Origin of the sequence: Sinisalibacter aestuarii, assembly GCF_027923545.1 — a bacterium.
Classification (GTDB): domain Bacteria; phylum Pseudomonadota; class Alphaproteobacteria; order Rhodobacterales; family Rhodobacteraceae; genus Sinisalibacter; species Sinisalibacter aestuarii.
Genome location: NZ_BROH01000001.1, coordinates 426,947 through 447,385, shown reverse-complemented (window position 1 = coordinate 447,385; position 20,439 = coordinate 426,947). Strand labels below are relative to the sequence as shown.

The following is a 20,439-nucleotide window of genomic DNA, read 5'->3' as shown; positions in this document are numbered from 1 at the left end:
GGGCCGCCCCCACCCGAAACGGTGGGGGCGGTTCTGCTTTGGGAAGAGCGAAAACGGCAGGCGCATCGGGGCCGCCTGCCGTGAGCGATCGTTCATCCGCCCGGGCTTATCCGGCGAGATAGCGGCGCAGCGCGGCCTCCACGCCATCCTCCCAGATCATCCGCAGCCAGCGCCCGAACGCATCGGCAAAGCGTGGCTCATCGGCGAGCGCACCATAATTGTGGCGCATCTCGAGCCAGGCGCGCGGATCGGCTTTCGCCGCCCCGGCCACGGCGGTGAGATCGCTCCAGAACGGATCGTTGGGGGCGATCCGGGTTCCGTCCTCACGGGTGCCTTCGCACATGCGCGCCCAAAGCGCCTCGACCAGCGCCAGCCCCTCGACGGAGGTGCCGGCCCTGAGGCCGTCGCGCACGGTCGGCAGGACAAAACCCGGATGGCGCGACGAGCCGTCGAAGGCCACGCGCCGCGTGGTGTCGACAATCGCAGGATTGGCGAAGCGCCGGTCGATCAGGTCGACATATTGCCCGGGCGTCATCCCCGGCACCGGCACCACATGCGGCACGATCTCTTCCAGTTCGACCTTGCGGAAGAACGCATGGATCGTCTCATGCGCCATGATCTCGGCAATCGTCTCGATATGCAGAAGCTCGGCGGCATTCACGATCACCTGGTGCCCGGCATTGAGAATACGGATCTTCTGCGCCTCGTAGCCATGCACATTGTCGGAGAATTGCGCCCCGGCCTTGTCCCAGTCCGGGCGGCCCTGGCAGAACTCGTCTTCGATCACCCATTGGCGGAAATTCTCATGCGTCACCGGCACCGCGTCGTCGATGCCGAAGCCCAGCGCCAGCGCGATTTCCTTCGGCCCGGTGGCGGGCACGATGCAATCGACCATCGCATTGGGGAAGGTGCAATTGGCGTCGATCCAGTCCGCCAGCTCCGGGTCTGACAACCGCGCGAGCGACACGATTGTCTGGCGCAGCACATCACCGTTCGATTGCAGGTTGTCGCAGCATTGGCCGGTAAAGGGGCCGACCCCCCGGTCGCGCCGCAACCTGAGCGCCGCCACCATCGCGCCGAAAGCCGTTTTCGGCCGGTCGGGATGAGCCGCGTCGTGGACGATATCGGGATGCGTGGCGTCAAACCCCTTGGTGGCCGGGTCGACATAATAGCCGCCTTCGGTCACCGTCAGAGCGACGATGCGGATATCCGGCTCGGTCATGCGCGCGATCAGCGGGCCGCTGCCCTCTTCGACCGGCACATAGTCGATCATCGACCCCACCACCTCCGCCGAGCTGCCTGTGGGGTCAAGCTCGATCAGCGTCGTCAGGTAATCCTGCGCCGCCATCTTCAGGCGCTGCTCCTCGTCGAAGGGCCGCACGCCCGCGCCGACGATGGCCCAGTCCTGCGCCAGACCCTGCTCCATCAGCCGGTGCAGATACCACGATTGGTGAGCCCGGTGAAAATTGCCAAGGCCGATATGAACAATCCCCGGCCTGAGCTTCGAACGGTCGTAGCTGGGGCGTTTTACCTCGTCGGGAAGGCTGGCAAGGGTCGCGTTGGAAAGCTTGATGGCCATGGCTAGCACCTGTCGGTTCACTGTGTTTGCGGGGCCCGGCCGGGTCTCGCGCTCAACTCATCCATTGGCCGCCGTCGACGTTATAGGTCTGGGCGACGATGTAATCGGCTTCATCGGTGGCGAGAAAAATCGCCATGCCGGTAAGGTCATCCGCGCGCCCCATCCGGCCATAGGGCACAGCTTCGCCGACCTCCCTTTTCTTCTGGCCGATGGGCTTGTGCTCGTATCTGGCGAAGAAGGCATCGACCCCGTCCCAGTGCTCGCCGTCGACCACGCCGGGGGCGATGGCATTCACGTTGATGCCGTGCCGGATCAGGTTCAGCCCTGCCGATTGCGTGAGGCTGATCACCGCCGCCTTCGAGGCGCAGTAGACGGCCACCAGGGCTTCGCCCCGCCGGCCGGCCTGGCTCGCCATGTTGATGATCTTGCCGCCCTCGCCGCGCTCGATCATGTGCCGCGCCACGGCCTGCATGGTGAACAGCACACCGGCGACGTTGATGGCGAAGACGGCATCGAAATCCTTGCGCTCGATCTCCACGATCGGCGCGGCGGTGAAGATCGCGGCATTGTTGATGAGAATGTCGATCCCGCCCAGCGCCTGCGCGGCCTCGGCCACGCCCGCCTCGATGCTCGCCTGTTGCGTCACATCCATTCCGATGGCGAAGCAGGCCTCGCCCAGCGCGGCGGCGCTTTCGCGCGCACGCCCGATATTGATATCCGCAATCGCCACTCGCGCCCCTTCGGCGATATAGGCGCGCGCGAATTCAAGCCCGATCCCGCGTGCAGCGCCGGTGATCAGGGCGGTCTTGCCTTCCAGGCGGTTCATTCCAGTCTCAGCCCTTTTGCGTCAAACCGGTGGAGATGCTCCTGTCTCGGCGTCAGGTAGACCTCCGATCCGTAGCTCAGCGCCATTTCGCCGGTGGCGCGCACCGTCAGCGGCTCCGGCGAGGCGTTGCATTGCACGTGGAAGAAGGTATCGGACCCGAGATGCTCCGACACGCCCACGGTTCCCTTCCAGGTGCCCTCTGTCGATGAAATCCCGATATGCTCCGGGCGGATGCCGATGGTATCGGCATCGTGTTTGGCGGCCTCCGCCCCCCGGATCAGGTTCATCTTCGGCGAGCCGATGAAACCCGCCACGAACGTGTTGCGCGGGCGTTGATAAAGCTCCAGCGGGCTGCCCACCTGCTCGATCACCCCGGCCTGAAGCACCACGATCTTGTCGGCCATGGTCATCGCTTCCACCTGGTCGTGGGTGACATAGATCATCGTGGTCTTGAGCCGCTTGTGCAGTTCGCTGATCTCCAGCCGCATGCCCACCCGCAAAGCCGCATCGAGGTTCGACAGCGGCTCGTCGAAGAGGAAGGCGGCGGGTTCGCGCACGATGGCCCGCCCGATGGCCACGCGCTGCCGCTGGCCGCCCGAAAGCTGGCCGGGCCGCCGCTCAAGGTAGTCGGTGAGGTTCAGCACCTCCGCCGCCTGCGTCACCCGCTTGTCCTGCTCGGCCTTGTCGAGCCCGGCCATGCGCAGCGGGAAGGCGATGTTCTTGCGTACCGACATATGCGGATAAAGCGCATAGGATTGAAACACCATCGCCAGCCCACGCTTGGCGGGGACGATCTCGGTGGCGTCGCGCCCGTCGATCAACACATGGCCGCCCGACACATCCTCAAGCCCCGCGATCAGCCGGAGCAGGGTGGACTTGCCGCAGCCCGAGGGGCCGACGAAAACCACGAACTCGCCATCTTCGATGGTGAGGTCCAGCGGCGGGATCACCTCGACCGGACCGAAGCTTTTGGAAACCTGGTTAAGCTGGATCTGTCCCATGTCCGTTTCCCTTATTTCACCGCGCCGAAGGTCAGACCGCGGACGAGTTGTTTCTGGCTGAACCAGCCCATGATGAGGATCGGCGCGATGGCCATGGTCGAGGCCGCCGAGAGCTTGGCGTAAAACAGGCCCTCGGGGCTTGAGTAACTCGCGATGAACGCCGTGAGTGGTGCGGCCTTGGCGGCCGTGAGGTTGAGCGTCCAGAACGCTTCGTTCCACGCGAGAATGATGTTGAGAAGCACCGTCGAGGCCATGCCGGGGATCGCCATCGGCGTGAGGACGTAGAGGATTTCCTCGCGCAGCGTGGCCCCGTCCATCCGGGCAGCTTCGAGAATCTCGCCGGGGATCTCCTTGAAGTAGGTGTAGAGCATCCAGATGATGATCGGCAGGTTGATCAGCATCAGCACCACCACCAGCCCGATCCGGCTGTCGAGCAGCCCCAGCCTGATGAACAGCAGATAGATCGGATAGAGCACGCCGACGGCGGGCAGCATCTTGGTGGAGAGCATCCACATCAGGATGTTCCTGGTGCTCTTGGACGGCACGAAGGCCATCGCCCAGGCCGCCGGCACGGCGATGATCAGGCCGAGCAGGGTGGAGCCGACCGACAGGGTCACCGAGTTGACGAAGTGCTTGAAGTAGTCGGACCGCTCCTGCACCACGGCATAGCTGTCGAAGGTCCAGCTCGATGTGAGCACTTCGAGCGGCGGGCGGATCGCATCGCCTTCGGATTTGAACGACAGGATGATGATCCACAGGATCGGAAAGAAGATCACCAGACCGATCACCCATGCGATGATGGTATTCAGCGTCTTGCGTTGGGTCGTGACGGCACGGGCCATGGTCGATCCTCCTCACGCATCCAGGTTCTTGCCAACGATGCGCATCAGGAAGAGCGCAATGATGTTGGCGAGAATGATTGCATAGACACCACCGGCGGAGCCGAGCCCGACATTCTGGCTCTCCAGCACGCGCTGGAAGATCAGGTAGGTGAGCGTTCTGGTGCCGAACGAGCCCTGCGTGGTCACGAAGATTTCGGCGAACACCGCGAGCAGGAAGATCGTCTGGATCAGGATCACCACGGTAATCGCCCGGCTCAGGTGCGGCAGGATGATGTAGATGAACCGCGACGGCCAGCGCGCGCCGTCCATCTCGGCGGCTTCAAGCTGTTCGCTGTCGAGCGACTGGATCGCGGTCAGCAGGATAAGGGTGGCAAAGGGCAGCCACTGCCACGAGACGATGAGGATGATCGAGGGCAACGATGCCTGGCTCAGCCATTCGATCGGCGTGGCGCCGACGGATTTCCACAGATGGGCGAACAGGCCGTTCACCGGGTCCATGAACAGGTTCTTCCAGACCAGCGCCGAGACGGTGGGCATCACGAAGAACGGGGCGATCACCAGAATGCGGACGATCCCCTGCCCCCACATCGGCTGGTCGAGCAGCATGGCGAGGAAGGTACCGAGGATCACGGTGATCACCAGCACGCCGCCGACGATGGCGAGCGTCGCCTGGATCGAGGGCCAGAAGGCGCTGGACGTGACGAACCTGACATAGTTGTCGAAGCCCACCCATCCGAGATCGCCGCCGCGCAGCGGCAGGTATTGCTTGAACGAAAAGTAGAGCGTCATCACCAGCGGGACGAGCATCCAGCCCAGAAGCAGGATCACCGCGGGGGCCATCATCACTCTGGCCGCTGATCGGGAATGCTGGGTTGCCATGGACAGATCTCCTGGATTGACGACCGGCTACCGCCTCAAATGAACCTGAACGGAAATCGAGAGACAAGGCGCCCAGGGGCGGCATGCGCCGCCCCCGGACTCGGGAGGATGGTCAGTAGCCAGCCGCGTCCATCGCGTCGGCGGTGAGGGCCTGCGCCTTCGCCAGCGCTTCGTCGGCGGTCTGCTGACCGGCCAGCGCCGCCGAGAATTCCTGACCGACTTCGGTTGCGAAACCGGCGAACTCGGGAATGGCGACAAACTGGACACCGACATAGGGAACCGGATCGACGGTCGGGTTCAGCGGGTCAGCCGAGTTGATGCTGTCGAGCGTCATCTTGGCAAACGGCACCTGGGCGTATTCCGGGTTCTCGTAGAGCGAGGTGCGCGAGCCCGGAGGCACGTTTGCCCAGCCCTCGTTTTCGGCCACGAGCGCGAGATATTCTTTCGACGTTGCCCATTCGATGAACTGCTTCGCGGCGTCCTCTTTCTGAGTACCGGCAGGGATGCCGAGCGCCCATGCCCAGAGCCAGTTGCCCCGCTTGCCAAGCCCGGTATCGGGGGCCAGCGCGAAGCCGACCTTGTCGGCCACGGTGGATTCGTCGGCATTGGTCACGAAGGATGCGGCAACCGTCGCGTCGATCCACATGCCGCATTTGCCTTGCTGGAACAGCGACAGGTTTTCGTTGAAGCCGTTATTCGACGCACCCGGAGGCCCGGCCTGATCCATCAGGTCGAGATAGAAGGTCAGCGCTTCTTTCCATTGCGGCGTGTCGAATTGCGGGGTCCAGTTCTCATCGAACCAGCGGGCGCCGAAGGCGTTGGCGGTCGCGGTGAGGAACGCCATGTTCTCACCCCAGCCGGCCTTGCCGCGCAGGCAGATGCCGTAGATCTCGTTGTCCTTGTCGGTCATCGCGATCGCCGCATCGCGCACGAAATCCCAGGTCGGCGCGTCGGGCATGTCGAGGCCGGCGGCTTCCATGAGATCGGTGCGATACATGATCATCGACGATTCACCGTAGAACGGGGCGGCGTAGAGCGTGCCATCATACGACAGGCCGCCGCGCATCGCGGGAAGAATGTCGTCCACGTCATATTCCGCCGGCAGATCGTCCAGCGGCACCAGCCAGCCGTTCTTGCCCCAGATCGGGGTTTCGTACATGCCGATGGTCATGATGTCGAACTGACCGCCCTTGGTCGAGATATCGGTCGTCACGCGCTGACGCAGCACGTTTTCCTCAAGCGTCACCCACTCGACTTCATGGCCGGTCTTGGCGGTGAAATCTGCGGTGAGGCCCTGCATCCGGATCATGTCGCCGTTGTTCACGGTCGCGATTGTGATCGTCTCGGCGAAAGCGCCGGAGGTCAGAGCGACAACGGCGCTCGCGCCCATAAGGGCGCGTATAGTCTTGGTCATGATGTCCTCCCATAAGTCATGAGCATTTGCCCATTACGTGAGCAAATAATCATACCGAGACCCGATTCGTGTCAAGCGGCAAATCCGCACGCTCAGATTCTAGGCAGAGAGCAGCGCCCTGGCGGTGGGTTCATCGGTGATCAGACCGGTCAGCAGACCACCGTTCAACGCGGCCTGTAATGCCGGGCGTTTCTTCTCGCCCGCACCGATGCAGAGAACGGGAATCTGCCCGGATGGCACCCGCACGCCGACAACCCGGTCGTTATACGGATGGTCCAGAAACCTGCCTTCCGCATTGAACACATGGCCACCGATCTCGCCCGTCGCCCCGGCCGCGCGCAACTCGTCGTGCTCGGCGGCGGAGATAAAGCCATCGACGCGCAGCGGCGCGTCGTCGCTCATCTGGCCGATGCCGACAATGGCCAGATCGGCACTTTCGGCGAGCGCCCGCGCGGCCTTCACATGTGGCAGCGACAGATAGAGCGCCAACTCGTCGGCATCGCGGGCTACGACCGGAATCGACATCGGGAAGTGCCGCGCCGAAACCTTTTCCGCGAGCCGCATGATCACCTCGAAGAACGAGGCCGAGCCATCGGGCGAGACATTGCCGATCAGCGACACGATCCTGTGGTGCGATCCATCGAGCGTGAGCATATGCTCCACCACCATCCGCAAGGTCCGCCCGGTGCCGAGTGCGATGGTCTGGGGATGTTCGGCCCGGAAATACCGCTCGACCAGCGGCGCCGCGAAGGGCGCGAGGCCGACCAGCGCATCGGTGGCATGGGCGTTCGGCGCGACCCAGGCGGCATCGAGCCCGTAACGGTGCTTGAGCGCGCGCTCCAGTTCTAGGCATTCCGCAACGCGATGGTCGATCCGCACGCGCACCAGCCCCTCGGCCCCCGCCCGCGCCACCAGCCGCTGTGCCCGCTGGCGCGAAATCCCCAGCTCATTGGCGATCTGGTCCTGCGTCAGCCCGCCGACATAGGACATCCACGCCGCCCGCGCCGCGAGGTCGCGTGCCACAAGATCGCTGTCGTCAGCGCCGGTTTTGACCATCGGATTGCCGTCCTTTCTCAAGGCCCGGAGCAAGATGGAAGAATTCGGCGAAACTTGCAAATGTACGATGCGGCACCGCCGCGGCGTCAGGTGTCAGATCGAGCCCAACCAGGTGACTGCCGCCGGTGAAGCGCCAGGTTTCCATACCCGCCGCCAGCCCCGCCCGCACGCCGGGATAGCTGTCTTCGATCACCAGACAGCGTGACGGGTCGACGCCGAATTTCTCGGCCACCAGCAAAAACATATCGGGGTCCGGCTTGCCGCGCGACACCTCTGTCGCGGTGGTGATCCGCCCGTCGAACATCGTATCCAACCCGACGAGCCTCAGCGTATGGGCGAGGCGTGCCGGGCTGGAACTGGTGGCGAGCGCATAGGGCACGCCCAGCGCCCCGATCACGCCGCGCACCCCCGGCATGATCTTCAGCTCCGCATCGAAAGCCGCCAGCAGCCGGGCGCGATACTCGGCCTCGAACCCCTCGGGCAGCGCGACGCCGAAATCGCGGCGGATCTGATCCAGCACCACCGGATAGCTGCGCCCGAGAAAGTGCCGCGCGATATAAGGCAGATCGACCGAAACGCCATGCGCGGCGAGTTCTGCAACCAGCATCCGCGCAGAAATCACCTCGCTGTCGATCAGGACACCGTCACAGTCGAAAATCACCAGATCAAATGTAGACATAGGCCCCCCGCGCCCTGCCTGTCAGTTCGCCCCGAACAAATCGCGGGTAAACACCTTGCCGGCCACGTCGCAGATATCCTCGGTCACCCGGTTGGCCACGATCACCTCGGCCTCGGCCTTGAAGGCGTCGAGATCGCGGATCACCCGGCTGCCGAAGAAATGATCGTCTTCCATCACAGGCTCGTAGACGATCACCTCGATCCCCTTGGCCTTAAGCCGCTTCATGATCCCCTGGATCGAGCTTTGCCGGAAATTGTCGGACCCCGCCTTCATCACCAGCCGGTAGATACCGACCACCCTGGGCCGCATCGCCACGATCTGCTCGGACAGAAAATCCTTGCGCGTGCGGTTGGCCTCGACCACGGCGGCGATCAGGTTCTGCGGCACATGGGCATAATTGGCGAGAAGCTGCTTGGTGTCTTTCGGCAGGCAATAGCCGCCATAGCCGAAAGAGGGGTTGTTGTAATGCGTTCCGATCCGCGGATCGAGGCCAATGCCCTCGATGATCTGTCGTGTATCCATGCCGCCGGCCATCGCATAGCTGTCGAGCTCGTTGAAGAAGGCCACCCGCAACGCGAGGTAGGTGTTGGCGAACAGCTTGATCGCCTCGGCCTCGTCGGGATCGGTGAACAGCATCGGCACATCGTCTTCCAGCGCCCCTTCGAGCAGCAGATTGGCAAACACCTTCGCCCGTTCGCTCCGTTCGCCGACAATGATCCGGCTCGGATAGAGGTTGTCATGCAGCGCCCGGCCCTCGCGCAGAAATTCGGGGCTGAAGACGATCCGGTCACTCTCCAGCGCCTCGCGCATACGGCAGACATAGCCCACGGGGATCGTCGACTTGATCACCACGACGGCTTTGTCATTGGCTTCCAGCACGGCGCGGGTCACCGTATCGACCGAGGATGTGTCGAAGAAGTTCTCACGCGGATCGTAATCCGTTGGCGTGGCGATCACGACGAAATCGGCATCGCGCGCCGCATCTGCCAGATTTGTCGTTGCCGTCAGATTCAGCCTGTGATGCGCAAGGTAGTCCTCAAGCTCGATATCCTCGACCGGGCTCTTGCGGGCATTCACCATCGCAACCCGCTCGGCCGACACATCGACCGCAATCACCTCATTGTGCTGTGCCAGAAGCACCGCATTCGACAGGCCAACATAGCCAAGACCAACAACCGCGATTTTCATGCCAAAACCTCGTTAATACCGCGCCTTATATGCGCCGATGCCCAGGAAATGTCACGACGACTGCCCGTTCAACTTTTTCGCGCGGTCCGGCATTTCACCTGTGCGCCGAAGAATCCCGCGCGCGCTCTTGCGCAGGAGTGCCAGAGAAATATGGCAGAAATTGGCAGTTCCCTTGAAATTACGCGCCGTTCACACCTACCGGTCAGACGACCCAAATCCGCGCATAGGGCGGCAGGCCGATGCCGCCATCCGGCCCGATCACAGGCGCGTCGGACAGGAGATCGTGCAGTTTCGTCGCCCCCTGTGCGCGAAACCACGACGCCGGAAGGCCCAGCCACGTTTCGGTGAAATTGAAAACGCAAACGACCGGGCCCGTCGGCGCACGGCGGGCGAAGGCAAAGAGCCCGGCCTGACCGGCATCCAGCATCTCCGTCGCCACCGCGCCGTGAAACCCGGCGATGCCGGAGCGCCGCGCAAGGATATGGCGGATGCCGTCGAACACCCGGCCCTCGGGCGTGGCGCCGCCATCGGGCAGGCGCGCGGCGCGGGTCCAGTCCATCCGGGGCCGGTGCACCCAACGGCTGTCATGGGCGTGCTCGGGCACCTGGGTGTAGGAATAATCGTTCAGCAGCGCCAGTTCGTCGCCCATATAAAGCAAGGGAATGCCGCCATAACTTGCGATCAGGGCATGGCCCATCAGGATACGGTCGACGGCATGGTCGATCAGCGCCGCATCGCCCTCTTCCAGCGCCTGCTCCAGCCCGGCGAGCGAGGCGGTGGTGCCCGAAATCCGCTTGTCGCCCGTGGCTTCGTTCACCTGGAACAGCGCCCCGCGTGCGAACGACCCCCGGAATCCGCCCTCGTAGAAATCCGAAAGAAACGCCCGGTGCCCAAAGCCCGAGACCCCGACCGCCCCGGCATCGTCATCGGTTACCGCCCAGCCGATATCGTCGTGGCAGCGCAGGTAATTGGCGTAGGTCGCGTTGGTGACCGAAGGCGGAAAATGCGTGCGCAGCACATGGGTCATGAGCCGTGTGTCGCGCGCGGCAAGGGCCGACCAGAACTGCACCATCAGCGAATTGTGATAGGCCAGATTGCCTTCCTTGCCGTCATGCTCGCCACGGCCAAGATAGGGCAACATCTCGGCCGGACTCACGATCGCCTCTTCGAGATGGATCACGCTCGGCGCGGCGATCCGGCTTGCCGCCCTGAGCGCGTGCAGAAGCATATGCACCTCGGGCTCCGACTGGCAGCGCGTGCCCATCCGCTTCCACAGAAAGGCGGGCGCGTCGAGGCGCAGAACGTCGAGCCCCTTGTTGGCGAGGTAGAGCATCGCCTGCACCATTTCGAGAAAGACGCGCGGATTGGCCCAGTTCAGATCCCACTGATGCTCGTTGAACGTGGTCCAGACCCAGCGGTCGATATCCTCGTAATAGGTGAAGTTGCCGGGCGCATTGGCGGGAAATATCTCGATCAGCGAGGTTTCGTAGGCCTTCGGCAGCGAATCGTCGACGAACATCAGGTAATAGTCGCGGTACCGCTCGTCGCCCGCTTGCGCCTTTTGCGCCCAGTCATGCTCCTTCGCCGTGTGGTTCAGAACCAGGTCGATACAGACCGATATGCCGCGCTCGTGGCAGGCCGCCGTCACCGCTTCAAGCTCGTCCATCGTGCCCAGCGCCGGGTTTACCTCGGTGTAGTCCATCACCGAATAGCCACCATCGCTGTCGCCCGGGCGCGGCTTCAGGCAGGGCATGAAATGCACATAGGTGATGCCCAGATCCTGCAGATAGTCCAGCTTTTCGGCCACGCCTGCGAGGTTGCCCGCGAACCGGTCGATGTAGAACACGTAACCGTTCATCCCGGGCCGCTGGAACCAGTCCGGCTCCAGGTCGCGCTGCATGTCGCGCCATTTCAGCCGGTCGGGCCGTTCGTCCCATGCCGCTTTGAGCACCTCGGTCAGCTCGTCGCGGAAGCGCGCGAAATCGGGCCGGTGCCCATATAGCCGCTCCAGCATGCCAAACAGATCGCCACGGGACCGTTCAAGACGCAACGCGAACAGACGGTCATTGAACGAACGCGGTTTGCTCATGGTGAAGGCTCCTCCCAGCCGCGATGATGCCGCGACCGTATGAGTGTTCAACCCATTTCACCGGCCTGCGGCAAGGGGCGGCACTCACAAGATCACCCGAGGCTCCGCCCGTCCCCGTGCGCCGGGCTGGCATCGGAACAGCTGCCCGGCAAGCGGATCGGCGGCCAGCGCGGCCCCGTCCAGCCCCTCGCGCGCGGTGGTGACGAAAAGCTGGTCGAGCGCCGCGCCGCCAAAGGCCGGGCAGGTGCTTTGCCGGGCGCCGACCGCCACCGCGCGCAAAAATCGTCCCTCCGGCGTGTAGACCGCCACCCGGCCCGCTGCCCATTGGGCGATCCAGAGGTTGCCCTCGCTGTCGGTGACCGCGCCATCGGGGTTGAGCCTGTCGGCCCGCAGATCCACCGCGACATGGGGCGCGCCTTCCGGCCAGCCATCGCGCCCGAGCGGCTGCGCCATAACCTGCCGTGTCGGCGTGTCGGTGTAATAGGCAAGGCGGCCATCGGGCGCGAAGCAGATCGCATTGGGGATGGTAAGACCCGAGATGATACGTCGGATTTGGCCGGAATAGAGCCTGTAAATGGCGCCTGCCTGCGGTTCGGCATGCTTTCCCATCGTCCCGATCCAGAACCCGCCCCAGGGATCGGCCCGCCCGTCATTCGAGCGGGTCTCCATGTTCTCCGCCTCAAGCGGCACCACCTCTTGCGCCGCTTCTCCGACCAGATCGAAGGTGAAAAGCGAGGTTTCGCCGGCGATCAGCAGCGCATCGCGATCCACCCATCCGGCGGCCGAGACCGTTTCCCCGAACGTCCATTCCTTCGGCGCATCGCCCTCGCGGGTCAGGAGCCTGCCGCCAGGAATATCGAACCAGAACAGCTGTTGCCGCTCGGGGTGCCACAGCGGCCCTTCGCCAAGGCGACAGGGCCGGGCGTCGTAGACCTCGCTCATGCCATCAGCCTGTGCGCCTCGATCAGCCCCATAAGCGCAGCCTTGTCACCATCGAAGCGCCGCACCGCGACTCCCTGAGCCTCCAGCGCCGTGGCATAGGCAGCGGCCATTTCAGCGCCGCCGATCACCACCACGTCACGCCCCAGCCATTGCATCCGCGCCGCCGCCAGCTCGGCTCCGAGCAAAAGACCCATCAGCCGGGACCGGGCAACAACAGGGTCTAACCCTGCCAAAACAGCCTCTGCCCGCAAGGGAAACAGCCCCGACGCCATGCGCTCCGGCCTGCTGATCGCATCCGAGACCGCATCGAGAAAGGCCGCTTCGTCAAACCCCGCGCGCGCCGTGGTGAAGCGCAGAACCGAGGCATCGGCGAGGAACCGAAACAGCTCCCCCGTCATGAACGACAGAAAGCTCACCACCTCGCCCGCCGAAATATGCATCCACTTCGTATGCGTACCCGGCAGGCAAAGGATGCCGTCGAAATCCGGCTCGCTCACCAGAAAGCCGGCGGCCTGCGTTTCCTCGCCGCGCAGGATCGCGGGCGGCCGGGCCTGGTTCAGCCCCGGCAGGATGCGCAGATCGAGCCGCGGGTCCTTCACCTCGGGGCTGGTAAACTCGCCCGCGCCCAGCGGCACGCAGGGCAATTGCCGGTAAGGCGCCTCGACCCAGCCGCCCAGCGCGCCGACCGCACCGCAGATCAGCACCATCGTCTTGCGGTCCGGCGCGATGAGATCGCCGGCGAGCGCCAGCAGAGCCGGTTCATAAGCCTCCGGCCCCGGCAAGGCGAGCGTGCCCTGCGGCGCTTTTCGCTCAGCGATCGGCCCGTCCGGCCCCATCGCCCAGAGGCGAAGATTCGAATTGCCCCAGTCGACGGCGATCCACGCGGCGTAACTCATCCCGTCACCACCACGCCCGCATCCACCGGCACGAGCTGGCCGGTGATGACCGTGGAGGCAGCCGAGGCGAGAAACAGCGTTGGCCCGACGAGATCCTCCGGCAGCACTTCGCGCCGCAGGCATTGCCGGTCGAGATAGGGGCCGAAGGTTTCCGGCGTCACCCAGAGCGCACGTTGCTTTTCGGTCATCGTCCAGCCCGGCGCGATGGCGTTCACCCGGATATTGTCGGGCCCGAACTCACGCGCATGGGCCCGCGTCAGACCCATGATCGCAGCCTTGGCGGCAGCGTAGGACGGGTAATCGGCATTGCCCATCATGAACGCGACCGAGGCGTAATTCACGATCCGCCCACCGCCCGCGCGCCGCATGCCCGGCACCACCGCCTGGGTCGCAAACATCACCGGGCGCAGGTTCACCGCCTGGTTCGCATCCCATTCCTCTGGCGTCATCGTCAACGTGTCATGCCGCACATCGTTGGCCACGTTGTTGACCAATACGGTCACATCGCCATGCGCCTGCGCCGCCGTGGCGATGGCATCTTGCAGACTGGCAATATCGGTCAAGTCGCCGGGCAAAAAAAGCGGCTCTAATCCGTGCTTTTTTGCCATTTCCTGCACGAAACCGCTGGCATCGTCCCGGTCGATGAAAGCCACCCGGGCGCCCTGGGCAAGAAACCCGTCAACCAGCGCCGCACCGATGCCGGACCCCCCGCCAGTGATGAAAACCGATGCGCCTTCGAGGTCGGGAAAAATCGCCTTCGTCATGATGCATCCTCCTTGCCGAAACCCTAGTGTGGCGCCCCGGCCATGTGAAGCGGAGACCGCGTGTTTTGGCCTTTCCGACACATGCGGAACAGCGTAGGCCACGCACGACCGGAACGACATCACGCGCGAGAAGATTTCTGAAACCGCTCACGCGATATGCAAGCCCTGAAAACCTGCCCGATTCCCCGGCGTGCGCCCGCACGGCTCCCGCCGGCCGGCGTGTCCGGATGGACCCATCCGGCCGTGCAGGGCACAAGGCAGGGCGGGACAGGCTGGAACATCCGCTCCGATAGCGCTATCAGCTGCCGCGAGCGACGCGACGAAAGGCGACAACGTGAGAGACGTATCGACGATGAACCTGACGCGGGAGAGCTTCCGCAACGATATTCTTCACCACCTGAAATTCACGGTGGGGAAAGATGCCGGTCATGCTTCGACCTATGATTGGCGTCTCGCTCTGTCATTCGCCCTGCGCGACAGGATCGTCGAACCGTGGTTCGCCTCGACGAAAGACACCTGGGATCACGACCACAAGCGCGTCTTCTACCTGTCGATGGAATTCCTGATTGGCCGCATTCTCGAAGACGCGGCGATCAACCTCGGCCTCAAGGGGATCGCCGCCGCCGCGCTGATGGACCTTGGGCAAGACTTCGACACTCTGGTGCATGACGAACCCGACGCCGCGCTCGGCAATGGTGGCCTTGGCCGCCTCGCTGCCTGCTACATGGAAAGCATGGCCACACTCGGCTGCCCCGGCTACGGCTACGGCATCCGCTACGAACACGGCCTGTTCCGCCAGCGCTTCGAAACCGGCCAACAGGTCGAAACACCGGAAGACTGGCTCAACCAGCGCCATCCCTGGGAATTCGAGCGGCCGGAATCGAACTACACCGTGCGCTTCAAAGGGCATCTGGAAGAGCGCCACGGCCGCACAGTCTGGGTGCCCGGCGAAACGGTGATCGCCACCGCCTACGACACGCCGGTGATCGGCTGGGAAGGCCGCTGGGCCAACACGCTGCGGCTTTGGGGCGCCAAGCCCACCACGCTGTTCGACCTCGAACGCTTCAACCGGGGCGATTACACCGCCGCCGCCGAGCCGGAAACCCTCGCGCGCACCATCACCCGCGTGCTCTACCCCGACGACACCACCTATGCCGGCAAGGAACTGCGGCTGAAGCAGGAATATTTTCTCACCTCCGCCTCGATCAAGGATATCCTGCGCCGCTACCTCGAAGCGCATGACGACCTGACCGAACTCGACAAGCACGTTGCCATCCAGATGAACGACACGCACCCGGCGCTGGCCGGGCCGGAGCTGATCCGCCTGCTCGTCGACAAGTACAACATGACCTTCGAGCGGGCGATGGAGATCTCGCAGAACGTGTTGGGCTACACCAACCACACGCTCCTGCCCGAAGCGCTGGAGCGGTGGTCGACCTGGCTGATGGGCACCGTGCTGCCGCGCCACATGCAGATCATCGAAATGATCGACGCGGCCCACCAGAAGGCCAATCCCGCCCGCCCGTCGAGCGTGGCCATCGTGCGCAACAACGAGGTGCATATGGGCGAACTGGCCTTCGTCATGTCGCACAAGGTCAACGGCGTTTCGGCGCTGCACACCGAACTCGTCAAATCGCAGCTCTTCCCCGAGCTGACCAAGCTGCACCCCGACCGGGTGGTGAACCAGACCAACGGCGTCACGCCCCGCCGCTGGCTGAAGCTGGCAAACCCGGGCCTCGCCAAACTGGTCACCGACACGATCGGCGGCGGCTGGGAAGCCGATCTGGAGCGGCTTTCGGAGCTTGAGCCCCATATCGCGGATGCCGCCTTCCGCGAGGCTTTCATGGCGGTGAAGCGCGGCAACAAGGTGCAGACCTCGAACTGGATGAAAAAGGTTTGCGGCCTGAACGTTGACCCGGACGCGATGTTCGATGTGCAGGTGAAGCGCATCCACGAATACAAGCGCCAGCTGATGAACGTGTTCGAGACGATCGCGCAATGGCACGAGATCAAGAAGAACCCGGAAGGCGATTTTGTGCCCCGCGTGAAAATCTTCGGCGGCAAATCGGCCCCCGGCTACGCGGTCGCCAAGGAGATCGTTCATCTGATCAACGATGTCGGGCGCGTGGTGAACACCGATCCCGACATGCGCGGCCGCCTGCAGGTGATCTATCCCGCGAACTACAACGTGACGATGGCCGAGCAGCTGATCCCCGCGGCCGACCTGTCGGAACAGATTTCGACGGCGGGCAAGGAAGCCTCGGGCACCGGCAACATGAAGCTCAGCCTCAACGGCGCGCTCACCATCGGCACGCTCGATGGCGCCAATGTCGAGATTCGCGAACATGTGGGGCCTGAGAACTTTTTCCTCTTCGGCCTCACCGCCGAAGAGGTTCTGACCCGCCGCAAGAACGTGAAGCACGCCCGCGAGGCGATCGAGCACAGCCAGGCCCTGAAGGATGTGCTGCAGCTGATCGCGGAAGGGCGGTTCTCCCCCGACGAGCGCGACCGCTACCATGGCCTTGTCGACCGGACCTGGAACAGTGACTATTTCATGGTCGCCTCCGACTTCGCCGATTACCAACGCGCTCAGGCAGAGGTGGACGAAGCCTTCCTCGACCGCGACAGATGGGCGCGGATGGCGGCGATAAACACCGCCCGCATGGGGTTTTTCTCGTCTGACCGGTCGATCCGTGGTTACATGGACGACATCTGGGGTGCGAAATCGGCGCTCTGATCGGGAGGAAGCGAGAGATGGCGAAAAAACCTGCCACCGACGCATTATTCAGAGTTTCGGACGGTGATACATGGGCCATCGCAGAGGGGCGCCACGGCGATCCGTTCTCGGTGCTCGGCCCGCAGGATGGCCGGCTCGCCGCCTGGGTGCCGGGGGCTGCCAAAGTCTGGCTCAGGCAGGGGCGGGGCAAGCCCGTCGAGCTGGCCGGGCATACGAATTGCCCGGGTTTCTACGAAGGCCCCGTCGATCCCGATAAGCCCTACACGCTGCAGGCCGAAGACAAATCGGGCCTGCGCTGGGAATTTGCCGATCCCTACCGGTTCGGCCCGGTTCTGGGCGAACTCGATGAATATCTGCTGGGTGAAGGCGGCCACCGCAGGCTGTGGGAGGTGCTCGGCGCCCATGTCAAAACCATCGACAAGGTGACGGGCACCCATTTTGCCGTCTGGGCTCCGAATGCCGAGCGCGTTTCGGTTGTTGGCGGGTTCAATGCCTGGAACGGCACCGCCCACCCGATGCGCCGGCGCGGCTCCACCGGCGTGTGGGAAATCTTCATTCCCGGCGTGGCCGAGGAAACGATCTACAAATACGAGATTCGCGCCCGTGGCGGCGTGATCCTGCCGCTGAAGGCCGATCCCGTCGGCTTTGGCTCCGAGCATCCGCCCGCCACCGGCTCGGTCGTGCGCGCGCCCGGCCTTGGCCGCAAATGGGCCGATGCCGGCTGGATGAAAGACCGCGCGGCAAAGAACTCCGTCGATGCACCGATCTCGATCTACGAGGTGCATCTGGGTTCGTGGCGCAAGGCCGAGAACGGCGCGCGGCCGCTCTCCTATGCCGAACTGGCGAAAGAGCTGGTGGACTACGTCCGGTGGATGGGTTTCACCCATATCGAGCTGATGCCGGTCAGCGAATATCCGTTCGACGGGTCGTGGGGCTATCAGCCCATCGGGCTCTACGCACCGACGATCCGCCACGGCACGCCGCAGGAATTCGCCGCCTTCATCGAAGCGGCCCACGAGGCCGGGCTCGGCGTGCTGTTCGATTGGGTGCCGGGCCATTTTCCGACCGACGAGCACGGGCTCGGCTGGTTCGACGGCACGCCGCTCTATGAGCATGCCGACCCCAAGGAAGGCTTCCACATCGACTGGAACACGCTGATCTACAATTACGGCCGCACCGAGGTGGCCAACTATCTCAAGGCCAACGCACTCTACTGGCTGGAAGAATACCACCTCGACGGGCTGCGCGTGGATGCGGTCGCCTCGATGCTCTACCGCGACTATTCGCGCAAGGACGGCGAATGGATCCCCAACAAGGACGGCGGGCGCGAGAATTACGAGGCCATCGACCTGCTGCGCCAGACCAACATCCTCGCCTATGGCGAACATCCCGGCATCATGACCGTGGCCGAGGAGAGCACCGCGTTCGGCGGCGTCTCACGCCCGGTTGAAAGCGGCGGGCTGGGCTTCGGCTTCAAGTGGAATATGGGCTGGATGAACGACACGCTGCAATACATGCAGAAGGAGCCGGTATTCCGGAAGTATCACCATGGCGATATGACCTTCTCGATGGTCTACGCCTGGTCGGAGAATTTCATTCTGCCGATCAGCCATGACGAGGTGGTGCACGGCAAAGGCTCGATGATCGCCAAGATGCCCGGCAATGCCTGGGAGCAATTCGCCAATCTGCGCGCCTATTACGGCTTCATGTGGACCCATCCCGGCAAGAAGCTTCTCTTCATGGGCCAGGAATTCGCCCAGGGCCGCGAATGGAACTATGCCGAAAGCCTCGACTGGCATCAGACCGACCTGCCCGAGCATCGCGGCATCCAGCTGCTGGTGCGCGATCTGAACGCCATGTACCGCGAGAACCCGGCGCTGCATGTGCATGACACGCGGCCCGACGGCTTCGACTGGCTGGAAGCGAACGATGCCGAGCATTCCGTTTTCGTCTTCGCCCGCAAGGGCAAGCCGGGCGACCCGTTGATCGTGGTCGCGGTGAACATGACCCCGGTGGAACGCGATGTGTATCGCCTCGGCTTCCCGGCGCCGGGGCATTGGGAGGAGATCATGAACACCGATGCCGCAATCTATGGCGGGGGCAATCGCGGCAATGGCGGCGGTGTCGATACCGAACCGGTCTCGTGGCATTTCCAGGGCCAGTCGGCCTATGTCACGCTGCCGCCACTTTCGGTTGTTGTATTCCGGCAAACGTAATCGGAGACTGACACCCAACAATCCCGCGCCGACAGGAGGAAGACCATGGAAACAGAACGGCATAAGAGAAGACTCTCTTCGCAAGCGATGGCCTTTGTTCTGGCTGGTGGGCGCGGGTCTCGGCTGAAAGAACTCACCGACCGGCGCGCCAAGCCCGCGGTCTATTTTGGCGGCAAGACCCGGATCGTGGACTTTGCCCTGTCGAACGCGCTCAATTCCGGCATCCGCAAGATGGCGATCGCCACACAATACAAAGCCCACAGCCTGATCCGCCACATCCAGCGCGGCTGGGCCTTCTTCCGGGCCGAACGGAACGAATACCTCGATATCCTGCCCGCCTCGCAGCGCATCGACGAGGTGAACTGGTACAAGGGCACCGCCGATGCCGTGCGCCAGAACATCGACATCATCGACAGCTACGATGTCGAATACCTCATCGTGCTGGCAGGCGATCACATCTACAAGATGGATTACGAGATCATGCTGCAGCACCACGTCGAGTCCGGCGCCGATGTGACAGTGGGCTGCCTTACCGTGCCGCTGGCCGAAGCCACCGCCTTCGGGGTGATGGACGTCAACGATGACGGGCTGATCACCAGCTTCCTTGAAAAGCCGCAAAACCCGCCGCACATGCCCGGCGACCCCGCCCATGCGCTCGCCTCGATGGGGATCTACGTCTTCGATTGGAAATTCCTGCGTGAACTCCTGCTCGAAGATGCCGATGACAGCAATTCCAGCCACGATTTCGGCCACGATCTGATCCCCTATATCGTGAAGAACGGCAAAGCCGTGGCGCATAAATTCTCCGACAGCTGCATCCGCTCCGGGCTGGAAAAAGAGGCGTATTGGCGCGACGTGGGCACGATCGACGCCTATTGGCAGGCCAATATCGACCTCACCGATTTCGTGCCGAAACTCGATCTCTACGATCAGACCTGGCCGATCTGGACCTATGCCGAGATCGTGCCGCCGGCCAAGTTCATCCACGATGAAGAAGGCCGCCGCGGCGCCGCCATATCGTCGCTGATCGCGGGCGATACGATCATCTCCGGCTCGGTGGTGAAAAACTCGCTGATCTCCACCGGCGGGCGGCTGCATTCCTACTCGTCGGTCACCTATTCGGTGTTGCTGCCGCATGTGCAGGTCAACCGCAATGCGCGGCTGAAAAACTGCGTGATCGACTCGGGCGTCGATATTCCCGCCGGTCTGATCGTCGGCGAGGATCCGGAGGAAGACGCGAAGTGGTTCCGCGTGACCGATAACGGCATCACGCTCGTCACCCGCGATATGCTCGCCCGCCGGCAGGCCGAACTGGGCTGAGGAGGCCGGTG

16 protein-coding genes are annotated in these 20,439 nt (G+C 63.6%); 3 read left to right on the top strand and 13 right to left on the bottom strand.

The genetic code is table 11. The features are described from left to right. Nucleotides 1-106 precede the first annotated feature (106 nt). The 13 genes from QMG28_RS02240 to QMG28_RS02180 all read right to left on the bottom strand — a co-directional run bounded on the left by QMG28_RS02240 (nt 107) and on the right by QMG28_RS02180 (nt 14,155). Nucleotides 107-1,579 carry a mannitol dehydrogenase family protein gene (locus tag QMG28_RS02240; protein ID WP_281840538.1) on the bottom strand — a complete coding sequence of 491 codons (1,473 nt, stop codon included), beginning with the start codon at nt 1,577-1,579 and terminating at the stop codon, nt 107-109. Nucleotides 1,580-1,631: 52 nt separating this feature from the next. After that, a complete protein-coding gene (locus QMG28_RS02235; RefSeq protein WP_281840537.1) occupies nt 1,632-2,405 on the bottom strand; it encodes an L-iditol 2-dehydrogenase in 774 nt (257 codons plus the stop codon). Further along, complete coding sequence (locus QMG28_RS02230) at nt 2,402-3,406, bottom strand: ABC transporter ATP-binding protein (RefSeq protein WP_281840536.1); 1,005 nt, start codon at nt 3,404-3,406, stop codon at nt 2,402-2,404. The genes QMG28_RS02235 and QMG28_RS02230 overlap by 4 nt, the downstream gene beginning before the upstream one ends. 11 nt (nt 3,407-3,417) lie before the next feature. After that, nucleotides 3,418-4,248, bottom strand: coding sequence for a carbohydrate ABC transporter permease (locus tag QMG28_RS02225; protein ID WP_281840535.1), 831 nt, complete (start codon nt 4,246-4,248; stop codon nt 3,418-3,420). Between the two features lie 12 nt (nt 4,249-4,260). Then, nucleotides 4,261-5,127 carry a carbohydrate ABC transporter permease gene (locus QMG28_RS02220; protein WP_281840534.1) on the bottom strand — a complete coding sequence of 289 codons (867 nt, stop codon included), beginning with the start codon at nt 5,125-5,127 and terminating at the stop codon, nt 4,261-4,263. A gap of 112 nt (nt 5,128-5,239) precedes the next feature. Next, entirely contained in the window at nt 5,240-6,541 is a 1,302-nt protein-coding gene (locus QMG28_RS02215) for an ABC transporter substrate-binding protein (protein ID WP_281840533.1), read from the bottom strand. Nucleotides 6,542-6,640: 99 nt separating this feature from the next. Continuing rightward, the gene (locus QMG28_RS02210) at nt 6,641-7,597 is read right to left on the bottom strand and encodes a sugar-binding transcriptional regulator (protein ID WP_281840532.1); all 957 of its coding nucleotides are present in this window, start codon (nt 7,595-7,597) and stop codon (nt 6,641-6,643) included. Next, the gene (locus tag QMG28_RS02205; RefSeq protein ID WP_281840531.1) at nt 7,578-8,276 is read right to left on the bottom strand and encodes an HAD family hydrolase; all 699 of its coding nucleotides are present in this window, start codon (nt 8,274-8,276) and stop codon (nt 7,578-7,580) included. The genes QMG28_RS02210 and QMG28_RS02205 overlap by 20 nt, the downstream gene beginning before the upstream one ends. A 21-nt stretch (nt 8,277-8,297) precedes the next feature. Continuing rightward, entirely contained in the window at nt 8,298-9,464 is a 1,167-nt protein-coding gene (locus QMG28_RS02200) for a nucleotide sugar dehydrogenase (protein ID WP_281840530.1), read from the bottom strand. Between the two features lie 202 nt (nt 9,465-9,666). Next, nucleotides 9,667-11,553 (bottom strand): alpha-amylase family protein, encoded by a 1,887-nt coding sequence (locus QMG28_RS02195; protein ID WP_281840529.1) that lies wholly within the window; start codon nt 11,551-11,553, stop codon nt 9,667-9,669. Between the two features lie 84 nt (nt 11,554-11,637). Next, nucleotides 11,638-12,495: an SMP-30/gluconolactonase/LRE family protein gene (locus QMG28_RS02190; protein WP_281840528.1), complete on the bottom strand. Its 858-nt coding sequence runs from the start codon at nt 12,493-12,495 to the stop codon at nt 11,638-11,640. Beyond that, nucleotides 12,492-13,391 (bottom strand): 2-dehydro-3-deoxygalactonokinase, encoded by a 900-nt coding sequence (locus QMG28_RS02185; protein ID WP_281840527.1) that lies wholly within the window; start codon nt 13,389-13,391, stop codon nt 12,492-12,494. Before QMG28_RS02185 ends, QMG28_RS02190 begins: the two co-directional genes overlap by 4 nt. Continuing rightward, nucleotides 13,388-14,155 carry an SDR family NAD(P)-dependent oxidoreductase gene (locus QMG28_RS02180; protein WP_281840526.1) on the bottom strand — a complete coding sequence of 256 codons (768 nt, stop codon included), beginning with the start codon at nt 14,153-14,155 and terminating at the stop codon, nt 13,388-13,390. Before QMG28_RS02180 ends, QMG28_RS02185 begins: the two co-directional genes overlap by 4 nt. Before the next feature lie 352 nt (nt 14,156-14,507). Here QMG28_RS02180 and QMG28_RS02175 point away from each other — a divergent pair, with 352 nt between their 5' ends. The 3 genes from QMG28_RS02175 to glgC are packed head-to-tail and all read left to right on the top strand — an operon-like array spanning nt 14,508 to nt 20,428. Next, the gene (locus tag QMG28_RS02175; RefSeq protein ID WP_281841047.1) at nt 14,508-16,892 is read left to right on the top strand and encodes a glycogen/starch/alpha-glucan phosphorylase; all 2,385 of its coding nucleotides are present in this window, start codon (nt 14,508-14,510) and stop codon (nt 16,890-16,892) included. A gap of 17 nt (nt 16,893-16,909) precedes the next feature. Beyond that, nucleotides 16,910-19,108, top strand: coding sequence for a 1,4-alpha-glucan branching protein GlgB (gene glgB, locus QMG28_RS02170; protein ID WP_281840525.1), 2,199 nt, complete (start codon nt 16,910-16,912; stop codon nt 19,106-19,108). A gap of 45 nt (nt 19,109-19,153) precedes the next feature. Then, nucleotides 19,154-20,428, top strand: coding sequence for a glucose-1-phosphate adenylyltransferase (glgC, locus tag QMG28_RS02165; protein WP_281840524.1), 1,275 nt, complete (start codon nt 19,154-19,156; stop codon nt 20,426-20,428). Nucleotides 20,429-20,439: the final 11 nt, after the last annotated feature.